Source organism: Bosea sp. RAC05 (genome assembly GCF_001713455.1).
Taxonomy (GTDB): Bacteria; Pseudomonadota; Alphaproteobacteria; order Rhizobiales; family Beijerinckiaceae; genus Allobosea.
Genome location: NZ_CP016464.1, coordinates 1,673,398 through 1,686,626, shown reverse-complemented (window position 1 = coordinate 1,686,626; position 13,229 = coordinate 1,673,398). Strand labels below are relative to the sequence as shown.

Below are 13,229 nucleotides of genomic sequence, written 5' to 3'. Positions count from 1 at the left end.
TTACAGCAGCGCGATGTCCCTGACCGCCGCGCCCGATCCTGCCGAGCTCGTCGCCTGGTATGCCGAGATGGGCATCACCGAGGCGCTGGACGAGGTCACGCACGACCATTTCGCGGCGCCCGCCGCGAGCGAGGCGCCGCGTCCCCGCCCCGTCCTGCCGCCACGCGCCGGCCAGCCGGCGCTGGCGAGCGTGCGTCCCAATGCCGCCGCCGCGACCGCCCCCGACGACGCCGCCCTGAGCGCCCGCACGCTGGCGCAAGGTGCCGAGACGCTGGAGGCGCTGAAGGAGGCGCTGGCCCGTTTCGAGGGCTGCGCCCTGAAGGCGACCGCCAAGAGCCTCGTCTTCGCCGACGGCAACCCGAACGGGCGCGTCATGATCGTCGGCGAGGCGCCGGGCGCGGACGAGGACCGCATCGGCCTGCCCTTCGTCGGGCGCTCGGGACAATTGCTCGACCGGATGCTCGCCGCCATCGGGCTGAGCCGCAAGGACGACGTCTACATCGCCAACCTCCTGCCCTGGCGGCCGCCCGGCAACCGCACGCCGACGCCGCAGGAGGTCGCGATCTGCCTGCCCTTCATCCAGCGCCAGATCCAGCTCGCCGACCCCGACATCCTGCTCTGCATCGGCGGGCCGTCGGCCCAGGGGCTGCTCGGCCTCTCCGGCATCCTGGCCTCGCGCGGGAAATGGCTCGAATACGACACCGGCACGCGCCGCATCCCAGCGATGGCGACGCTGCACCCGGCCTATCTGCTGCGCCAGCCGCTGCAGAAGCGCCTGGCCTGGCGCGACTTGCGGGCGCTGAGGGCGGCCTTGGACAAAGTGCCCTAGGACGGGAGCGCAGATGGGTCATGCAGGTGCGCAAAAACAGGCGTAGTCTTCGCGCCGTCGGCCCCCGGCGAATCCCGGATCGGCCGCGCTGACGGACGGAGAACGGCCATGGTGATCGATGCCTTCCTGCTCTCGCGCATCCAGTTCGCCTTCACCGTCTCCTTCCACATCGTCTTCCCGGCCTTCACGATCGGACTCTCGGCCTATATCGCGACGTTGCTGGGGCTGTGGCTCAAGACCGGCGACGTGAAGTTCCACACGCTGGCACGGTTCTGGACCAAGATCTTCGCCGTCTCCTTCGCGATGGGCGTGGTCTCCGGCATCGTGCTCTCCTACCAGTTCGGCACGAACTGGAGCCGGTTCTCGCAGGTGGTCGGCAACGTCATCGGCCCGATCATCGGCTACGAGGTGCTCACCGCCTTCTTCCTCGAAGCCTCCTTCCTCGGCGTGATGCTGTTCGGCTGGAAGCGCGTGCCGCCCTGGCTGCATTTCCTCTCCGCCTGCATCGTCGCCGGCGGCACCGCGCTGTCGGGGTTCTGGATCCTCTCGGCCAACAGCTGGATGCAGTACCCGACCGGCCACGAGATGCGCGACGGCATCGCCTATCCGGTCGACTGGCTGCAGATCATCTTCAACCCGACCTTCCCGATGCGCTTCATGCACATGATGACCGCGGCCTATCTGACGACCGCCTTCGTCGTGCTGGCGACGGGCGCGCGCCATCTGCTCGTCGGCCACAGCACCGAATCGGCGCGCACGATGGTGCGCATGGCGATCCTGATGATCGCGCTGACGGCGCCGCTGCAGGCGGTGATCGGCCACCGTCATGGCGAGGACACCGCCAAGTACCAGCCGGCCAAGCTCGCCGCGATCGAGGCGCATTGGGATTCCTCCAAGCCGGCGCCGCTGGTGCTTTTCGCCTGGCCCGACGAGGAGAAGGGCGTCAATCGCTTCGAGATCGCCATTCCCGGCCTGGCGAGCCTGCTGACGCATGGCAGCATGGACGCCCTCTTCCCGAGCCTGAACGACTTCGCCATGCAGGACAGGCCACCGGTCAAGATCCCCTTCTTCGGCTTCCGGATCATGGTCGGCATCGGCGTGTTCATGATCGCCTTCGGCTGGCTCGGCGCCTGGCTGTGGTGGCGGGGCCGTGTCTTCGAGGAGCGGCGCTGGCTCTGGGTGGCGCAGTACACCTGGCCCTTCGGCTTCGTCGCGATCCTCGCCGGCTGGTTCGTCACCGAGGTCGGCCGCCAACCCTGGATCGCCACCGGCGTGCTGCGCTCCAAGGACGCGATCTCGCCGATCACGACGGGCCAGGTCGCGATCTCGCTGGCGCTGTTCGTCTGCGTCTACTGCGTCGTGTTCTCGGCCGGCGTGCTGTTGATCAACCGGCTGATCGACAAGGGGCCCGACGCGATCACGCTGCAGGACCCGCCCGAGCAGCCCTCGCAGCGGCCGCTCAAGGCGGCGCAGGCGCCGGCCTCCGATCTCTTCGGCGACGGCAACCCCGGCGACGACCGAATCCAGCCCGCGAGCTGAGGAGAGACCCGCATGGAATGGTATCTCCCCGTCATCTGGGCCGGCCTGATCGGCACCGCCGTGCTGCTCTATGTCGTGCTCGACGGCTTCGACCTGGGCATCGCGATCCTGTTCCCGACGACGCGCGACGAGGGCGAGCGCGACCAGATGATGAACTCCGTCGCGCCGTTCTGGGACGGCAACGAGACCTGGCTGGTGCTGGGCGGCGGCGGGTTGTGGGTCGCCTTTCCCACCGCCTACGCCATCATCATGCCGGCCTTCTACCTGCCGGTGACGCTGATGCTGCTGGCGCTGATCTTCCGGGGCGTCGCCTTCGAGTTCCGCTGGGTCGCCAAGCCCAAGCACAGGGTCTGGGACCTCGCCTTCTGGCTCGGCTCGACGCTCGCGGCCTTCGCCCAGGGGCTGATCCTCGGCGGGATGATCCAGGGCATCACCGTGGTCGACCGGCAGTTCGCCGGCGGGCCCTTCGACTGGTTCACGCCGTTCACGCTGATGTGCGGGGCGGGCGTCGTCGTCGGCTATGCGCTGCTGGGCGCGACCTGGCTGATCTACAAGACCGAAGGCCGCGTCGCCGAGCGCGCCCGCGCGCAGGCGAAGGTGCTGCTGCTGGGGCTGCTGGCCTTTGCCCTGATCGTCTCCCTGTGGACGCCCTATGCCCATCCGCGCATCGCGGAGCGCTGGTTCACCTGGCGCAACATGGCGCTGCTCTGGCCGTTCCCGGTGCTGACGACGCTGTGCGGCGTCCTCGCCTGGCGGCGCCTGCACGGCCGGCACGAGTTCACGCCGTTTGCCCTGACGATCGCGATCTTCGTGCTCTGCTTCCTGGGGCTCGCGATCTCGAACTTCCCCTATCTGGTGCCGCCCGACCTGACGATTTGGGACGTCGCGGCGGCGCCCTCCTCGCATGTCTTCGTGCTGATCGGCGTGACCTTCCTGCTGCCGATGATCCTGTTCTACACGGCCTTCGTGTACTGGACCTTCCGCGGCAAGGTGAAGGCCGACAGCGGCTATCATTAGCGGCCGGTCGAGCCGCGAGCTCGGCTAGGGGAGGTCCTCGGGCCACATCTGGGCCATGTGGAAAATGCGCAGCACGCGGATTGTGTCGCCCGAGACGCGGTATGCGGCGATGCAGGATGTGCCGGCGATCAGGAATTCGCGCGTCCCGGCGATGCGGCCGGGCCGCCCACGATCCGGGAGCGCGGGCAAGGTCTCGATCGCTGTTTCGATGCGCTCATCGACGATCGCCGCGGCACGGGGACTTTCACGGGCGATCCAGTCAAAGAGCGCCTCGCGGTCTGCGAGCGCGAAGGCGCCCCATTCGAGCTTCACGGCTCTTTCGCGGCCTCTGCCTCCAGGGCCGTCCGGCGGCGTTCGGCGAAGCGCGCCTTGACCTCGTCATGCGGGATGGCAGGGCGAGGGTCCGCGAGGGCCTCGAGGACCTTGGCGCGGAACCATGCGTCTTGCTTGATGGGATCGACGAGTTCGAACGGAAGCGCGCCCTCATTGGCGGTTCGCGTGAGGAGGATCCGCACCGCGTCGGACACGGTCAGTCCAACGGCTTCCAGCACGGCCGCCGCCCGCTCCTTGACCTCCGGGTCGATCCGGGTCTGGACCAGCGCACTCGATGCCATGCTGTCTCTCCTTCAGCCGCATCAATGTAATACAATTGACTTACAGGGTCGAGCCGGTTGACCGGCGGACCATCACCCGGCACGCCTCGTTCCCGAACCGCGCTTGAGTTCCTGCGCCCGCCAGACGAGATTGCACGAACCGGATCACGAGGCCGCACAGCATGCAGTGGGAAGATTACCGCCAGTCCGAGAATGTCGAGGACCGGCGCGGGAGCGGCGGCGGCGACTTCGCCGGGCTGCCCGGCGGGCGCGGCGGGCTGGGCATCGGCACCATGGTCGTGCTCGGGCTGGTCGGCTGGGCGCTCGGCATCGACCCGCGGCTGCTGATCGGCGGGGCTGAACTCATCGGCGGCATCGGCGGGCGCCAGGCCCCGACGCAGGAATCGCGCCCGGCCTCGGGGCCGCCCAAGGACGAGATGGGGCGCTTCGTCTCGGCCGTGCTGGCGCAGAACGAGGACGTCTGGACCAAGCTGTTGCCGCAGCAGGCCAACAGGCGCTACGAGCCGCCGCGGCTGGTGATCTTCGATCGGGTCTCGACCTCGGCCTGCGGCACCGCCCAGTCAGCGATGGGGCCGTTCTACTGCCCGCCCGACAAGCGCGTCTATCTCGACCTCTCCTTCTTCCAGGAGATGCAGCGCAAGCTCGGCGGCGGTGGCGATTTCGCCTATGCCTATGTCATCGGCCACGAGGTCGGCCACCACATCCAGAACCTGCTCGGCATCCTGCCCAAGGCCAACCAGCTGAAGCAGCGCGCCTCCGAGCGGGAGGCGAACGCGATCTCGGTGCGCGTCGAATTGCAGGCCGACTGCTTCGCCGGGGTCTGGGCGCACAACATCCAGGCGATGGGCCGCATCGACGCGGGCGACATCGAGGAAGCCATGCGCACCGCCGCCGCGATCGGCGACGACATGCTGCAGAAGGCCTCGCGCGGGCAGGTGGTGCCCGATTCCTTCACCCACGGCTCATCGGCCCAGCGCCAGCGTTGGTTCAGCACGGGGTTCCGGACCGGCTCGATGCAGGCCTGCGACACCTTCAAGCCGGCGCAGGTCTGAGCGGGTCAGCCGACGGTCGAGGGGCGCCCGGAATCCCGCAGGAACCCGCGGGCACGGCGGATGGCGTTCATCGCCCATCGCCCCGACAGCAGGTAGCCGCCCGGTGACAGCGTGCCGAGCTTGAGCGGGGGCCTGGCCTGATCAGGCGCTCGCCGGACAGGCGTCTCGCCCGGCCCGAGCTTGCGGAAGATCATCGTGGTGGGGCTGGGATAACCGCCCGCGTGAAACACGAGCCCGGCCCGCTCCGCGGCGCTGATCAGGGTGTCCGGGGTAAAGTGGTGAACATGGGCGAAGTGGAACTGCTGCAGCGGATCGTGCCGCGTGGCGGCCGCGTTGGGCACCTCGACATGGATGAACCCGTCCTCCGCCAGCCAGTGCGCCAGGCGGCGGAGCGCAGCGACGGGCTCGCGCAGATGCTCCAGCACATGCTGAGCCGAGATCAGGTCGAACGAGGCCGCGGGCAGATCGGCGTCCTGCCATGAGGCGCCGATGACGCTGGCGCCGTAGGTCGCGCGGGCATAGCGGGCGAAATCCCGCCCCGGCTCGATCCCCGTCGCTTCGTGGCCGGCCCTGGCGAGGATGTCGAGGAACTCGCCCGAGCCGGAGCCCAGATCGAGAACCTGCGAGCCCGGGCTCAGATAGCCCGCCAGCAGATCGAAGCGCGCCGCCGCCTCCGCCCTGCTGCGCTTCAGATGAAGACGCGGCGGGGTGCCGTTGCGGGCGAGCTGGTAGTCGAGGCGGTAGTTCGAGGCGTAGTACCGACCAAGCTCTTCCTCGCTCGGCATCGGATCGGTTCTCATCAAGCCGCATCCGTCGCAGCTGACGGTGGTCAGCGGCTTGAGCCGCCGATCGTAGCGGCAGACCACGGTCGCAGCCGTTCCGCCGCAGAGATTGCAGGCACAATTCTCGCCGCGATAGGGGTAGGCGACGAGCGGAACATGGCTGAGAAGGGCGGCGGCGATTCCGTGCATGAGGCAAAACCCGGTTGTGGCGTTACCAAACGGAGCTAGTTTCCCTGCCTGACGGAGTCCTGATGAATGAAGCTGCTGCTGATCGAAGATGTCGGCGCCCTCGCGGACCTGACCAGCCGCCATCTCGAGAGTGAGGGCTTCCGCGTCGATGTCGCGCGCTCCGTGAGCGAGGCGCGGGAGCTTCTCGCCGTCGCGCCGCCCGATGTCATCGTGCTCGATCTCGGCCTGCCGGATGGCGACGGGCTGACGCTGCTGGCGCGCCTGCGCTCGGAGGGGCTCGCCATCCCCATCCTCGTGGTGACGGCCCAGACCGGCCTGAACCAGCGCATCGACGGCCTCGACCGCGGCGCCGACGATTATCTCGGCAAGCCGGCGGCTCCCGCCGAGATCGCCGCGCGCTGCCGGGCCCTGCTGAGACGCCCCGGCGGACTGCTCGGCGGGCTTTTGACCTGCGGCGACATCGCGCTGGACACCGTCAGCCGCATGGCCCTGGTCCGCGAGCAGCCGCTCGCGATCGCCCGGCGCGAGGTCGATGTGCTGGAGGTGCTGATGCGGCGCAGTGGCAAGGTCGTGCCCCGCCCCGCCATCGAGGCCGCGATCTACACGATCGACGAAGCGCCGGGGCCCAATGCGCTGGAGGCCTCGGTCTCGCGCCTGCGCCGGAGCCTGGCCGAGGCGGGCGCCAGCGTGGTCCTGCACACAGTCAGAGGCGTCGGCTATCTGCTGACGGAGGCACCCCGATGAGGCCGCATTCGCTGATCTCGGTCCTGACGCGCCGGCTGGTGCTGGGCAGCGTGCTGCTGACGATGGTCAACATCGCCCTCGTGATGGGGTATTACAGCCTGGATCGCGACGAGCTCCAGCGCGAGAAGATTTCCCGCCAGATCAGCCGTTTGGAGGCGGCCCTGTCGCGCCTGCCGGACGGAACGCTGCGGTTTACCCCCGGCGACCGGCTGATCCATGATTTCCGCGACTATCCGGAGGCCTATGCCTATCGCATCCTCGACCATGACGGCCGGGTCGTCGATGCCGCGAATGCCGGGCTCGTTCCTCCCGAGGTCTGGGCCGCGGTCGCCGCCTCCGACGCCGGGTCGTCGACGGTCCAGCATGAGGGGCGCACCGTCCTCGTCGGATCCCAGAAGGTCGTCGTCGGCGGCAAACCGGCGCGGATCGGCTTCGCCTCGGTCGGCGACCCCTCGCGCCTCGTGCTGTTCGTCTTCTTCGACGAGCTGTTCGTGCATGTCTTTGTCGCGCTGTTGCCCTTCGCGGCCTGTCTCGTGCTGGTCAACATCGTCACGGTCAGGCAGTCGATGCGCCCGCTGATCGAGGCCGCCCGGGCCGCCCGCGAGACCGGCCACGGGACGACGACGCGGCGCCTGCCGACGGCGGGATTGCCGGCCGAGATTCTCGACATGGTCGAAGCCATCAACGATGCCCTCGGCCGGCTCGAAGATGCGCTCGAGGCCGAACGCGCCTTCACCGCCGAGGCCGCCCATGCGCTGCGCACGCCCCTGGCCGTGCTCTCCGCCCGCGTCGCGCAGCTGCCGAACCTCCCCGGTGCGCAGCCGCTGCGCGACGACGTCGCGCGCCTGACCCGACTCGTCGAGCAGATGCTCTCGGCCGCCCAGGCGGACACGCTGGTGGTCGATCCAGCGATGCAGTCGGACCTCGCCGCCATCGCGCGCAGCGTCGTCGCGGACATGGCCCCGATCGCGATTGCGGCGGGGCGGCAGATCGCCTATGAGGGGCCCGACGCCTGCCCAGTGATGGGCGATGCCGACGCGATCGCCCATGCCCTTCGCAACCTGGCCGACAACGGCCTGCGATTCACACCCGCCGGGACCGAGGTGACCCTCATCGTCGAGGAGACCGGCCGACTGAGCGTGCGCGACCATGGTCCGGGCATACCGGCCAGCCATCGCGACACCGTCTTCAAGCGCTTCTGGCGCGGGGCCGCGTCCGATCTCGGCGGGACCGGGCTCGGCCTCGCGATCGTCAAGCGCATCGCGGAGGCCCACCAGGCGGAGGTCGGCATCACCGACGCCGCCGGCGGCGGCGCTCTCGTCTCGCTGCAGTTTCACCGACCGCCATCGGCCCTTCCGCCGGACCGCGGGCCCCTCCCCGGCTTGCGCCGCGAGGCCGCCGGGCAACCGGCCTGATGGCGCCGAGAGACCCGCCCATCCCCCGCCGACGAGGTTCGCGATGACACGCTTGGGTGGCTGCAATTGCGGGCAGGTTCGCTATTCGCTCGAGGGCGAGCCAACGCGGACCGGGATCTGCCATTGCGAGGCCTGCCGGAAGGAATCAGGCTCGGCCTTCTCCTTCTTCGGGTTCTGGCCGCGATCGGCCGTGACAATGTCAGGCGAAATCAGCTGTTGGCGCAGCCGGGCGGGCGAAGACCGCTTCTGCCCGCGCTGCGGCTCCTCCCTGTTCTGCTTCGACGACGCCTCCGACGAGATCGAAATCAAGCTCGGGACGCTGGACGGCGGGCCGAGCACGATCGCGCCCGGCTACGAGCTCTGGACGGTCCGTCGCGAGCACTGGCTGGCGCCGCTCGACGCGGCCGAGCAGCACGAGCGCGACCGGCCCAAGCGATCGTGAGGCGGCCTGCAGTTGCCGCGCCCGCGCCACCGTCTATAGAGCGGGTGATGCGCCCCGCCGCCGCCGATCTCCTCGCCTGGTACGACCGCCATCGCCGCGCCCTGCCCTGGCGCGCCGGGCCGGGCGAGCGGCCCGATCCCTACCGGGTCTGGGCGTCGGAGATCATGCTGCAGCAGACCACGGTCACGGCGGTCAAGCCCTATTTCGAGCGCTTCATGGCGCGGTTTCCCACCGTGACGGCGCTGGCGGAGGCGCCGTCGGAGGCGGTGATGCAGGCCTGGGCCGGGCTCGGCTATTATTCCCGCGCGCGCAACCTCCACGCCTGCGCCATCGCCGTCGTCGCCGAGCATGGCGGGCGCTTTCCCGACAGCGAGGAGGGGCTGCGCGCCCTGCCCGGCATCGGCGCCTATACGGCCGGCGCCGTGGCGGCGATCGCCTTCGACCGGCCGGCCGCGGCCGTGGACGGCAATGTCGAGCGGGTGATGACCCGGCTCTTCGCGATCGAGGATCTCCTGCCGGGCGCCCGCCCGCTCGTGCGCGAGCGCGTGCTGGCGATGATGCCGCAGGACCGGCCCGGCGATTTCGCGCAAGCGCTGATGGATCTCGGCGCCACCATCTGCACGCCACGCAACCCCGCCTGCGGGCTCTGCCCATGGCGCGAGCCCTGCCGGGCGCGGGCCGAGGGCGCGCAGGAGAGCTTCCCGCGCAAGGCGGCGAAGAAGGCCGGCACCACGCGGCGGGGCGCGGCCTTCGTGCTGCTGCGCGCGGACGGTGCCCTGCTGCTGCGCACCCGCCCGCCCAAGGGGCTGCTCGGCGGCATGGCCGAGGTGCCGACCAGCGAGTGGAGCGCCGATTACGAGCTGGACGGCGCCTGGCAGGACGCGCCGGTGGTGACGCGCTGGGAGCGGCTTGCGCCGCCGGTGCGCCATGTCTTCACGCATTTCCCGCTGGAGCTCACCGTGTTCAAGGCGAGCGCGCCGGCCAGGACGCAGGCGCCGGCGGGGATGCGGTTCACGCCCATCGCGGCGCTGGGCGAGGAGCCGCTCTCAGGGGTGATGGTGAAGGTGCTGGAGGCGGCGGGGTTGAAGCGACCGCACTGAAGGCCGCCACCCTTGACGCTCTACGCCACTGGCGTATCTTCATGTGGAGATGGTCGCACCTGTTTCCGTCGTCGAGACGCCTGCCTATCTGTCGCGTGCAGAGCGCTTGATGTCGGCCGAGGAGCGAGCGGCGGTGGTCGATGCGGTCGCCTCCGCACCTGAGGGCGGCGTCCTGATCCAAGGGACCGGCGGCCTGAGGAAGATGCGGATTCCGTTGGCGGGGCGCGGCAAGCGGGATGGCGGCCGGGTGATCTACTGGTTCCACTCCGCCGGCTTTCCTGCCGTGCTGCTGTGGGTCTTCGCCAAGAACGAGGCCAGCGATCTGACAGCCGCCCAACGGGAGGCTTTGGCGAGCGCGTCGCGCGATCTGTTGTCAGACTTTAGGAAGAAGCCATGAAGCAACAGCATTTCGACGGGCTGATGCGCGCGCTGTCCGAAGCGCGCAGCTTTGCCCAGGGGCAGGCGGTCGAAGGGCTCGCGGTCCACGTGCCTGCTCAGATCGACGTCGCAGCCATCAGGGCCAGCACGAATCTGACCCAGATTGCCTTTGCACGACGGATCGGCGTTTCACCCGGCACGCTCAGGAACTGGGAGCAGAAGCGACGCACGCCCGATGGGCCCGCTCGCGTTCTTCTGGCGATGATCGCGCGCAATCCGCGCGTGGTCGAGGAAACCCTCGCGGCGGAGTGATCTCACGCCGCCGCCATCTGCGCGCGGATCTCGCCGCGCAGGGTGTCGAGCAGCATCAGGGCGCCGTCGCGCTCGACATGCCAGAAGGTCCAGCCATTGCAGCTCGGCAGCCCCTGCGCCAGCGCACCGATCTTGTGGATCGAGCCGACCGCCGGGTCGAGCAGCAGCGTGCCGTCGGCGCGGATGACGGCCTTGTGGCGGCGCTTCTCGTCGGTGACGGTCTCGCCGGCCTTGACCAGCCCGGCCTCGACGAGCGCGAGGAAGGGCACGCGCGGCTCGCTGCGCTTGGAGGGCGCGGTGGCGAAGGCTTCCGGCGGCAGCGGCGTGATCGCGGCGATGCGCTTCCGGGCGGCCTCGGCATAGGTGCTCTCGCGCTCGATGCCGATGAAGCGGCGGCCGAGCGCCTTGGCGACGGCGCCGGTGGTGCCGGTGCCGAAGAAGGGATCGAGGATCACGTCGCCCGGATTGCTGGCCGAGAGCATGACGCGGGCGAGCAGGGCCTCGGGCTTCTGCGTCGGGTGGACCTTGGCGCCCGCGCCGTCCTTCAGCCGTTCCTCGCCGGTACAGAGCGGGAGATACCAGTCCGAACGCATCTGGAGGTCGTCATTGCCGCCCTTCAGCGCCTCGTAATGGAAGGTGTATTTGGAGGCCTCGCCGCGCGCCGCCCAGATCAGCGTCTCATGCGCGTTGGTGAAGCGCCGGCCGCGGAAATTCGGCATCGGATTGGCCTTGCGCCAGACGATGTCGTTCAGCACCCAGAAGCCGAGATCCTGCAGGATCGAACCGACGCGGAAGATGTTGTGATAGCTGCCGATGACCCAGAGCGCGCCATCGGGCTTCAGCACGCGGCGGCATTCGGCCAGCCAGGCGCGGGTGAAGGCATCGTATTCGGCGAAGGAGGAGAACTTGTCCCAGTCGTCGTCGACGGCGTCGACGAGGCTGTCGTCAGGCCGGCGCAGATCGCCGCCGAGCTGGAGATTATAGGGCGGGTCGGCGAAGACGAGATCGATGCTGGCCGGCGGCAACGCCTCGAGCGCAGCCACGCAGTCACCGAGCAGAATCTGGTCGAGCGGCAGTTCGATCGGCAGGCCGGCCGGCTTGATCCGGGGTGCCTTGATCGGTGACTGCAGCGCGGGCCGTCCGGTACGCGAAACCTGAATCCGGACGGCGGCGCTGGTGGTCCCGGTACGCAAAATACCCATGACGCCCCAAGACCGTTACGCAACTTGAACAGTCGCGATATTGGCCAGTCAGGGTAAAAGCCGGGTTTCCGCGCCGAAAAAAATGCGTCTCATTCTGGGGCTGCAGTTTTTGCCCAGCCCCTTGGCGGATATGGGGAATTGCTAAGGGGAGGTTAAGGCGCGCATGGGCGCCTGGAGCGTCATGCTCGGGCCTGCCCCGGGCATCTCCTGCCAGAGATTCTCGGGTCTGCGCTTTGCTTCGCCCGGGAATGACGAGCCCGTGTCACCGCCGCCAGACGCCCTTCACCGGCGCGAAGGAATAGCGGTGTTCGGGGCATGGGCCGTGGGCCTGCAGGGCGGCGCGGTGCCGCGGCGTGCCGTAGCCGGCATGAGCGGAGAAACCATAGGCCGGATAGCGCGCGCAGAGCCGCGCCATCATCGCGTCCCGGGTGACCTTGGCGACGATCGAGGCGGCTGCGATCGAGGCGATCTGGGCATCGCCGCCGATGACGGATTCGCAGCGGCAGCCGAGCCTGGGCGGGTCGTTGCCGTCGACGAGCACGAAGGCAGGGGGCACCGCCAGCGCCGCCACCGCACGCCGCATCGCCAGCAGGGTCGCCTGGCGGATGTTGATGGTGTCGATCTCGGTGGCGGTGACGCTGGCGACGCCGATGGCGAGCGCCGATTCCGCGATCAGCGCGAACAGCTCCTCGCGCCGCGCCGCGCTCAGGTTCTTCGAATCGTCGAGCCCGTCCGGCACCGCCTGCGGATCGAGAATCACCGCCGCTGCCACCACGGGCCCGGCCAGCGGCCCGCGCCCAACCTCGTCGACCCCGGCGAGCGGCCAGAGCCCGCTGGCGATGGCCTGCGTCTCGCGGTGGAAATGGGCGGTCATGGGCGGGGCTTATGACGTGGGGGCTGCGGGCGCAACAACGGCTTCCGCCCTGCCCTCACAGCCTTGAGAGATGCCCCATGATATGGTACATATTTGCTGGCGGAGATAGGTATGATCGTCAGCTTTCGGGATGAGTGGCTGCGCGCCTTCTTCGTCGAAGATGTCCACGCGAAACACATTCCGCCCGATCTCGAGACGCGCCTGTTCCGGAAATTGCAGATGATCGACGACGCCGTCACCGATTCTGATCTGCGCGTGCCCCCGAGCAATCATTTCGAGAAGCTGCGCGGGGCGCTGGACGGCCTGCACAGCATCCGCGTCAACCAGCAGTGGCGGCTGATCTTCGCCTGGGACGGCCGTCGCGGCGAAGCCCGCGGCCTCTATCTCGACGACCACAGCTATCGATAGGTGGGCCATGCTGACGACGAAACGCAAGCCCGCCACGGTCGGTGAAATCCTGGTCGAGGAGTTCATGCGGCCGCTGGGGCTGACGCAGATCCGGCTGGCCCAGGCGATGGGCGTGCCCCGCAAGCATGTCAACGAACTCTGCCGGGATCGTCGAGGTCTCACGGCTGCGACGGCGCTGATCCTGGCACGCGTCTTCGGCAACTCCGCCGAGTTCTGGCTCAATGTGCAGCGACGGACCGATCTCTGGGAGACACTGCATTCGCCCGAGGAGATGGCGCGCATCGAGCGGGCGCGGCCATTGGAAGTCGCGGCTTGATCCCAGGCGTCACGAG

The 13,229-nt window shown here is 69.1% G+C and carries 17 protein-coding genes; 12 read left to right on the top strand and 5 right to left on the bottom strand.

Annotation, left to right across the window (positions count from 1 at the left end):
• Positions 1-13: 13 nt before the first annotated feature.
• From BSY19_RS11445 to cydB, 3 genes are all read left to right on the top strand, one after another.
• On the top strand, positions 14-829 hold the full coding sequence (locus BSY19_RS11445; RefSeq protein ID WP_069054283.1) for a uracil-DNA glycosylase: 816 nt from the start codon (positions 14-16) through the stop codon (positions 827-829).
• A gap of 108 nt (positions 830-937) precedes the next feature.
• Positions 938-2,368, top strand: a complete 1,431-nt coding sequence (locus BSY19_RS11440; RefSeq protein ID WP_069054282.1) for a cytochrome ubiquinol oxidase subunit I — start codon at positions 938-940, stop codon at positions 2,366-2,368.
• 12 nt (positions 2,369-2,380) lie between these two features.
• Positions 2,381-3,385: a cytochrome d ubiquinol oxidase subunit II gene (cydB, locus tag BSY19_RS11435; protein ID WP_069054281.1), complete on the top strand. Its 1,005-nt coding sequence runs from the start codon at positions 2,381-2,383 to the stop codon at positions 3,383-3,385.
• 24 nt (positions 3,386-3,409) lie between these two features.
• Here cydB and BSY19_RS11430 read toward each other — a convergent pair whose 3' ends face one another.
• Positions 3,410-3,697 (bottom strand): type II toxin-antitoxin system RelE/ParE family toxin, encoded by a 288-nt coding sequence (locus BSY19_RS11430; protein ID WP_069054280.1) that lies wholly within the window; start codon positions 3,695-3,697, stop codon positions 3,410-3,412.
• Positions 3,694-3,999, bottom strand: coding sequence for a type II toxin-antitoxin system RelB/DinJ family antitoxin (locus BSY19_RS11425; protein WP_069054279.1), 306 nt, complete (start codon positions 3,997-3,999; stop codon positions 3,694-3,696). The genes BSY19_RS11430 and BSY19_RS11425 overlap by 4 nt, the downstream gene beginning before the upstream one ends.
• Before the next feature lie 161 nt (positions 4,000-4,160).
• Between BSY19_RS11425 and ypfJ the strand changes: the two genes are divergently transcribed.
• The gene (gene ypfJ / locus BSY19_RS11420) at positions 4,161-5,051 is read left to right on the top strand and encodes a KPN_02809 family neutral zinc metallopeptidase (RefSeq protein ID WP_069054278.1); all 891 of its coding nucleotides are present in this window, start codon (positions 4,161-4,163) and stop codon (positions 5,049-5,051) included.
• A gap of 5 nt (positions 5,052-5,056) precedes the next feature.
• Here the strand turns inward: ypfJ and BSY19_RS11415 are convergent, their stop codons facing one another.
• Positions 5,057-6,022 (bottom strand): class I SAM-dependent methyltransferase, encoded by a 966-nt coding sequence (locus BSY19_RS11415; protein ID WP_069054277.1) that lies wholly within the window; start codon positions 6,020-6,022, stop codon positions 5,057-5,059.
• 66 nt (positions 6,023-6,088) lie between these two features.
• On the opposite strand from BSY19_RS11415, the gene BSY19_RS11410 reads away from it, so the two are divergent.
• Genes BSY19_RS11410 through BSY19_RS11385 form a run of 6 tightly spaced genes read left to right on the top strand, consistent with a single transcriptional unit; the run spans position 6,089 to position 10,413 of the window.
• On the top strand, positions 6,089-6,766 hold the full coding sequence (locus tag BSY19_RS11410; protein WP_069054276.1) for a response regulator: 678 nt from the start codon (positions 6,089-6,091) through the stop codon (positions 6,764-6,766).
• Entirely contained in the window at positions 6,763-8,181 is a 1,419-nt protein-coding gene (locus BSY19_RS11405; protein ID WP_069054275.1) for a sensor histidine kinase, read from the top strand. The genes BSY19_RS11410 and BSY19_RS11405 overlap by 4 nt, the downstream gene beginning before the upstream one ends.
• A gap of 43 nt (positions 8,182-8,224) precedes the next feature.
• Complete coding sequence (locus BSY19_RS11400) at positions 8,225-8,623, top strand: GFA family protein (protein ID WP_069054274.1); 399 nt, start codon at positions 8,225-8,227, stop codon at positions 8,621-8,623.
• A 47-nt stretch (positions 8,624-8,670) separates the two neighbouring features.
• Entirely contained in the window at positions 8,671-9,723 is a 1,053-nt protein-coding gene (gene mutY, locus BSY19_RS11395; RefSeq protein WP_069054273.1) for an A/G-specific adenine glycosylase, read from the top strand.
• A 49-nt stretch (positions 9,724-9,772) separates the two neighbouring features.
• A complete protein-coding gene (locus BSY19_RS11390) occupies positions 9,773-10,120 on the top strand; it encodes a type II toxin-antitoxin system RelE/ParE family toxin (RefSeq protein WP_069054272.1) in 348 nt (115 codons plus the stop codon).
• The gene (locus tag BSY19_RS11385; RefSeq protein WP_069054271.1) at positions 10,117-10,413 is read left to right on the top strand and encodes a helix-turn-helix domain-containing protein; all 297 of its coding nucleotides are present in this window, start codon (positions 10,117-10,119) and stop codon (positions 10,411-10,413) included. The genes BSY19_RS11390 and BSY19_RS11385 overlap by 4 nt, the downstream gene beginning before the upstream one ends.
• A 2-nt stretch (positions 10,414-10,415) precedes the next feature.
• Here the strand turns inward: BSY19_RS11385 and BSY19_RS11380 are convergent, their stop codons facing one another.
• Together BSY19_RS11380 and BSY19_RS11375 are read right to left on the bottom strand one after the other, a co-directional pair.
• Positions 10,416-11,615, bottom strand: coding sequence for a site-specific DNA-methyltransferase (locus BSY19_RS11380; RefSeq protein WP_083247543.1), 1,200 nt, complete (start codon positions 11,613-11,615; stop codon positions 10,416-10,418).
• Between the two features lie 262 nt (positions 11,616-11,877).
• Positions 11,878-12,489, bottom strand: a complete 612-nt coding sequence (locus BSY19_RS11375; RefSeq protein ID WP_069054270.1) for a ribonuclease HII — start codon at positions 12,487-12,489, stop codon at positions 11,878-11,880.
• A 111-nt stretch (positions 12,490-12,600) separates the two neighbouring features.
• Between BSY19_RS11375 and BSY19_RS11370 the strand changes: the two genes are divergently transcribed.
• Positions 12,601-12,897: a type II toxin-antitoxin system RelE/ParE family toxin gene (locus tag BSY19_RS11370; RefSeq protein WP_069054269.1), complete on the top strand. Its 297-nt coding sequence runs from the start codon at positions 12,601-12,603 to the stop codon at positions 12,895-12,897.
• Between the two features lie 7 nt (positions 12,898-12,904).
• On the top strand, positions 12,905-13,213 hold the full coding sequence (locus tag BSY19_RS11365; protein ID WP_069054268.1) for a HigA family addiction module antitoxin: 309 nt from the start codon (positions 12,905-12,907) through the stop codon (positions 13,211-13,213).
• Positions 13,214-13,229 lie beyond the last annotated feature (16 nt).

Bases quoted from the DNA above. Each gene is read 5' to 3' on its own strand.
- BSY19_RS11445 (WP_069054283.1), top strand. From the start codon at position 14: ATGTCCCTGACCGCCGCGCCCGATCCTGCCGAGCTCGTCGCCTGGTAT.
- BSY19_RS11440 (WP_069054282.1), top strand. From the start codon at position 938: ATGGTGATCGATGCCTTCCTGCTCTCGCGCATCCAGTTCGCCTTCACC.
- cydB (WP_069054281.1), top strand. From the start codon at position 2,381: ATGGAATGGTATCTCCCCGTCATCTGGGCCGGCCTGATCGGCACCGCC.
- BSY19_RS11425 (WP_069054279.1), bottom strand. From the start codon at position 3,999: ATGGCATCGAGTGCGCTGGTCCAGACCCGGATCGACCCGGAGGTCAAG.
- ypfJ (WP_069054278.1), top strand. From the start codon at position 4,161: ATGCAGTGGGAAGATTACCGCCAGTCCGAGAATGTCGAGGACCGGCGC.
- BSY19_RS11415 (WP_069054277.1), bottom strand. From the start codon at position 6,022: ATGCACGGAATCGCCGCCGCCCTTCTCAGCCATGTTCCGCTCGTCGCC.
- BSY19_RS11410 (WP_069054276.1), top strand. From the start codon at position 6,089: ATGAAGCTGCTGCTGATCGAAGATGTCGGCGCCCTCGCGGACCTGACC.
- BSY19_RS11405 (WP_069054275.1), top strand. From the start codon at position 6,763: ATGAGGCCGCATTCGCTGATCTCGGTCCTGACGCGCCGGCTGGTGCTG.
- BSY19_RS11400 (WP_069054274.1), top strand. From the start codon at position 8,225: ATGACACGCTTGGGTGGCTGCAATTGCGGGCAGGTTCGCTATTCGCTC.
- mutY (WP_069054273.1), top strand. From the start codon at position 8,671: ATGCGCCCCGCCGCCGCCGATCTCCTCGCCTGGTACGACCGCCATCGC.
- BSY19_RS11390 (WP_069054272.1), top strand. From the start codon at position 9,773: ATGGTCGCACCTGTTTCCGTCGTCGAGACGCCTGCCTATCTGTCGCGT.
- BSY19_RS11385 (WP_069054271.1), top strand. From the start codon at position 10,117: ATGAAGCAACAGCATTTCGACGGGCTGATGCGCGCGCTGTCCGAAGCG.
- BSY19_RS11380 (WP_083247543.1), bottom strand. From the start codon at position 11,615: ATGGGTATTTTGCGTACCGGGACCACCAGCGCCGCCGTCCGGATTCAG.
- BSY19_RS11375 (WP_069054270.1), bottom strand. From the start codon at position 12,489: ATGACCGCCCATTTCCACCGCGAGACGCAGGCCATCGCCAGCGGGCTC.
- BSY19_RS11370 (WP_069054269.1), top strand. From the start codon at position 12,601: ATGATCGTCAGCTTTCGGGATGAGTGGCTGCGCGCCTTCTTCGTCGAA.
- BSY19_RS11365 (WP_069054268.1), top strand. From the start codon at position 12,905: ATGCTGACGACGAAACGCAAGCCCGCCACGGTCGGTGAAATCCTGGTC.